This is a genomic window from Cupriavidus sp. 01L46 (genome assembly GCF_056399905.1).
In genome coordinates this window covers 1-3,926 of the sequence record NZ_JBFTSF010000438.1, presented here as the reverse complement: position 1 = coordinate 3,926, position 3,926 = coordinate 1, and the positions used below count along the sequence as shown (strand labels likewise).

5 protein-coding genes are annotated in these 3,926 nt (G+C 65.4%); 1 reads left to right on the top strand and 4 read right to left on the bottom strand.

Annotation, left to right across the window (positions count from 1 at the left end):
* Positions 1-22: 22 nt before the first annotated feature.
* From AC1DS3_RS36260 to AC1DS3_RS36245, 4 genes are all read right to left on the bottom strand, one after another.
* Positions 23-337 (bottom strand): BolA family protein, encoded by a 315-nt coding sequence (locus tag AC1DS3_RS36260; protein ID WP_441634824.1) that lies wholly within the window; start codon positions 335-337, stop codon positions 23-25.
* 84 nt (positions 338-421) lie between these two features.
* Positions 422-961 (bottom strand): septation protein A, encoded by a 540-nt coding sequence (locus AC1DS3_RS36255; protein ID WP_045236319.1) that lies wholly within the window; start codon positions 959-961, stop codon positions 422-424.
* 70 nt (positions 962-1,031) lie between these two features.
* Entirely contained in the window at positions 1,032-1,478 is a 447-nt protein-coding gene (gene msrB, locus AC1DS3_RS36250; protein WP_043346672.1) for a peptide-methionine (R)-S-oxide reductase MsrB, read from the bottom strand.
* 137 nt (positions 1,479-1,615) lie between these two features.
* Positions 1,616-3,214: a protein adenylyltransferase SelO gene (locus tag AC1DS3_RS36245; protein ID WP_477129098.1), complete on the bottom strand. Its 1,599-nt coding sequence runs from the start codon at positions 3,212-3,214 to the stop codon at positions 1,616-1,618.
* 357 nt (positions 3,215-3,571) lie between these two features.
* On the opposite strand from AC1DS3_RS36245, the gene AC1DS3_RS36240 reads away from it, so the two are divergent.
* Positions 3,572-3,926 (top strand): AMP-binding protein (locus tag AC1DS3_RS36240; RefSeq protein WP_477129097.1); only part of this gene is annotated, 355 nt, incomplete at its 3' end.

Here is a 3,926-nt window from a genome sequence, read left to right as displayed (position 1 = left end):
GAGGACTGTGGTCTTCATGGAATCAGGTCTGAGAGTTGCTCGAGGAATCGCGGGAGGTTTCGCGGGATTCAAGTTCTTGGTCAGTCAGCGCGGTCACCGCCAGCGCGTGGATTTGCGCGGGGAATAGATCGCGCAGCGCATCATACACCATGCGATGGCGCGCCACCCGGGTGCTGCCGGCAAATTGCGCGCTGACGATGGTGACGTGGTAATGCCCGCCACCGGAGGCGGCGCCGGCGTGGCCGGCGTGCAGCGCGCTGTCGTCGCGTACTTCGACACTGGAGGGCGAAAGGGCTGCGCGCAGCAGGGCTTCGATTTGTGCKGGTTCTGCGGCCATCGGTGAATGCGTATCCTGGTGGGGCCCGGCCGGAGCCGGGAGATCAATCGAGGCAGGCGCGGCGGGCAGGGCCCGCCGGTGCGCTTACTCGGGGGTGTTTTCCTGCATGTGGCGGGACAGCCAGACGCTTTGTGCCAGGATGAACACCAGCATCAGGCCCATGCTGCCGAACAGCTTGAAGTTGACCCAGGCGTCGGTGGAGAACTGGTAGGCCACATAGAGGTTGACCACGCCCATCACGGCGAAGAAAGCGGCCCAGGCGGCGTTGAGCTTGCCCCAGGCGGCTTCCGGCATGGTGACCTGCTTGCCCAGCATGGCGCGGATCAGGTTCTTGCGCCAGATCAGCGCCGACAGGGTCAGCGTGGCGGCGAACAGCCAGTACAGCACGGTGGGCTTCCACTTGATGAAGGTCTCGTTATGCAGCAGCAGCGTGGCGCCGCCGAACACCGAGATGATCACCAGGCTGACCCACTGCATCGGCTCGACCTTGCGGTGGCGCAGCCAGACCCAGCCGATCTGCACCACGGTGGCGGCGATCGCCACGCCGGTGGCGGCATAGATGCCAGCGAACTTGAAGGCGACGAAGAACAGGATGACCGGAAACAGGTCGAACAGGAATTTCATGCGAAMAGGATTGAGCGACGCAAGGTCGAAGGCTTGGTTGGCGGCGAACCGCCGCGCGGGCGGTTCGGGCTTAGCGCGGCGTGTCGGGCGATGTCGGCGCGGCGTCACCCGCGTTGAGGTCGGCGGGGTCGCGCTGGTCGAATTTTAGCGCAGCCGAGTTGATGCAGTAGCGCAAACCGGTGGGCGCGGGGCCATCTTCGAAAACGTGGCCAAGATGGCTGCCGCATTCCTTGCAGCGAACCTCCACCCGGACCATGCCGTGCGTGTGGTCGGTGTGCTCGTCGATCACCTCGCCGTTGATCGGGCGGAAATAGCTCGGCCAGCCGCAACCGGCGTCGAACTTGGTGCTGGCTTCGAACAGCGGCGTGCCGCAGCCGACACAACGGTAAGTGCCGCGCTCCCAGTGATCCCAGTAGCGGCCGGTGAAGGGCCGCTCGGTGGCGGCTTCGCGGGCAACGCGGTACTCGATGTCGGAGAGTTGCTCGCGCCACTCGGCTTCAGTCTTGTGCGTGGTCATAGTCGGCTTTCCTTTCTCGTTGGCCGGGAGGCTCGGCGGGCGCACAGCTGGTTGCGCAGCCCGCTTTTCGTCACCCAAGGCCGGTTGGTCGTTTCTTGCCAGTCAAACCTTACAGTGCTTGCAGTGGCGCCGCGCCTTCACGACGAGCAGCTCACTTCCAGCCCGGCTGCCCAGTCCGGCGGCAGCGCGGCATAGCCCTCGGCCTCCGGCTGCTCGTCGAACGGGCGCGACAGCACGGCCAGCAAGCGGTCCACCTCGCTGAAGTCGTTCTCGCGCGCGAGCTGGATGGCGGTTTCGGCCAGGTGGTTGCGCAGCACGTACTTCGGGTTGACCGCCAGCATGGCCACCGCGCGCACGGCGTCAACGGAGTTCTCGGCACGCAGGCGGGCGCGGTAGGCCTCGGCCCAGGCATCCCACGCCGCGCGGTCCAGGAACAGGTCTCGCACCGGGGCATCCTGGCTGCCATCGGCGCAGGAGATGCGGGCGAGATTGCGCCAAAACAAGGTGTAGTCCACGCGCTGGGCGTGCAGCAGCTGGAACAGGTCGGTCAGCAGCGGCTCGTCGTCGGCATCGGGGCCGCCCGTCGGGCGCAGGCCGAGCTTGTCCCGGTACTGCTGGAAGAAGGCCCCGGCATAGCGTTCGCGGAACGGATCCAGCGCGGCGCGCGCGGCTTCTACCGCGGCGTCGGTGGCCGCTTTGCTGGTTTCGGCGCCGGCGTTGCCATCGCCCTCTCGCCACAGCGGCATCAGCGCCTGGGCCAGGCAGTGGAGGTTCCAGAACGCAACCTGCGGCTGCTGGCTGTAGGCATAGCGGCCTTGCGTATCGGAATGGTTGCAGATGTGGTTGGCGTCGAACGCATCGAGGAAGCCAAAGGGCCCGTAGTCGATGGTCAGCCCGAGGATCGACATATTGTCGGTGTTCATCACGCCATGGCAGAAGCCCACGGCCTGCCACCTGGCCATCAGGTCGGCGGTGCGCAGGGAGACTTCACGCAGCAGCGCCTGGTAGGGCTGCTTGTCGTCGCGGCATTCGGGCATGAAGCGGTCGATCACGAAATCCGCCAGCTGGCGCAGCGAGCCAAGGTCCTCGCGGGCCGCGAAATGCTCGAAATGGCCAAAGCGGATAAAGGACGGCGCCAGGCGCGTCACCACGGAGGCGGTCTCGATGGTCTCGCGGCGCACCGGGGCGTTGGATCCGATGATGCACATGGCACGCGTGGTGGGCACGCCCAGCGCCTGCATCGCCTCGGAGCACAGGTATTCGCGGATCGAGGAGCGCAGCACGGCGCGGCCATCGGCCATGCGCGAATAGGGCGTCATGCCGGCGCCCTTGAKCTGGATTTCCCAGGGGCCGGAGGCGGTGCGCGCCTCGGCAAGGCGTATCGCCCGGCCATCGCCCAACTGTCCCGCCCAGACCCCGAACTGATGGCCGGAGTACACGCTGGCGAGGGGATCGGCCCACTCGGGCACGTGATTTCCTGCAAAAGTTTCGATGAAGCTACGCTGCGTTGCGGCATCCGCATCCCAGCCCAGCAACCCGGCCGCGCCGGCCGACACGCTGACCAGCCTGGGGGAGGGTAGCGGCGTGGGCGCGAGCCGTGTAAAGAAGCGCGGGCCGAGCTCCGCAAAGCCTGGCACGGCAGTGAACGGCGGCCGCGGCTCGGCAGCATTCAATGGGGCGGGGCCGGCGGTGTCTGGCAAGGCTTGGGGGGCGTCGGTTGGCTCGGGAGAGTTCACTGGGGCATCACTATGGGTGGCTGGGCGGTGCAGCGCCGGCGTGCCGGATTTCGCGCAAGTGCGCTTGCAGGCTAGGGAAAACGACATGTTGAGGTGCAACATGGCAGGCGTTATTGTACTTCCACGCCGTCATTTGCATCTCTGACCGTCGTTGTCACCACAATGTTTCCGGATATCCCTTGAATCMCGCCCCCGGCGCACCGCCATGGGGCCGGGGTGCAGCCCGCCGGCCTCCCGGATATGGCGCTGCACAACGGATTCCCGTTGACGTTTCATCAATGGATGGCAACAATCGGCCCAAAAATAGAACGGTTGTTCGTTTTTTGACGGATTTCGAAAATTACAGGAGACTATTCCATGGCATTGATGGGTCAAATGATGAGCGAACCCCTGCTCATTTCCTCCATCATCAAGCACGCCGCACGCCACTATGGCGGCACGGAAATCGTCTCGCGACGGACCGAAGGCGATCTGCACCGTTATACCTACCGCGATTGCGAGCTGCGCTCGCGCAAGCTGGCCCAGGCCATCGCCGCGCTGGGCGTGCAGTCGGGCGACCGTGTTGGCACGCTGKCCTGGAATGGCTATCGTCACCTGGAGATCTACTACGGCGTATCGGGCTCGGGAGCGGTATGCCATACCGTCAACCCGCGCCTGTTCCCCGAGCAGGTCGCCTACATCATCAACCATGCCGAAGACCAGTACGTGTTCT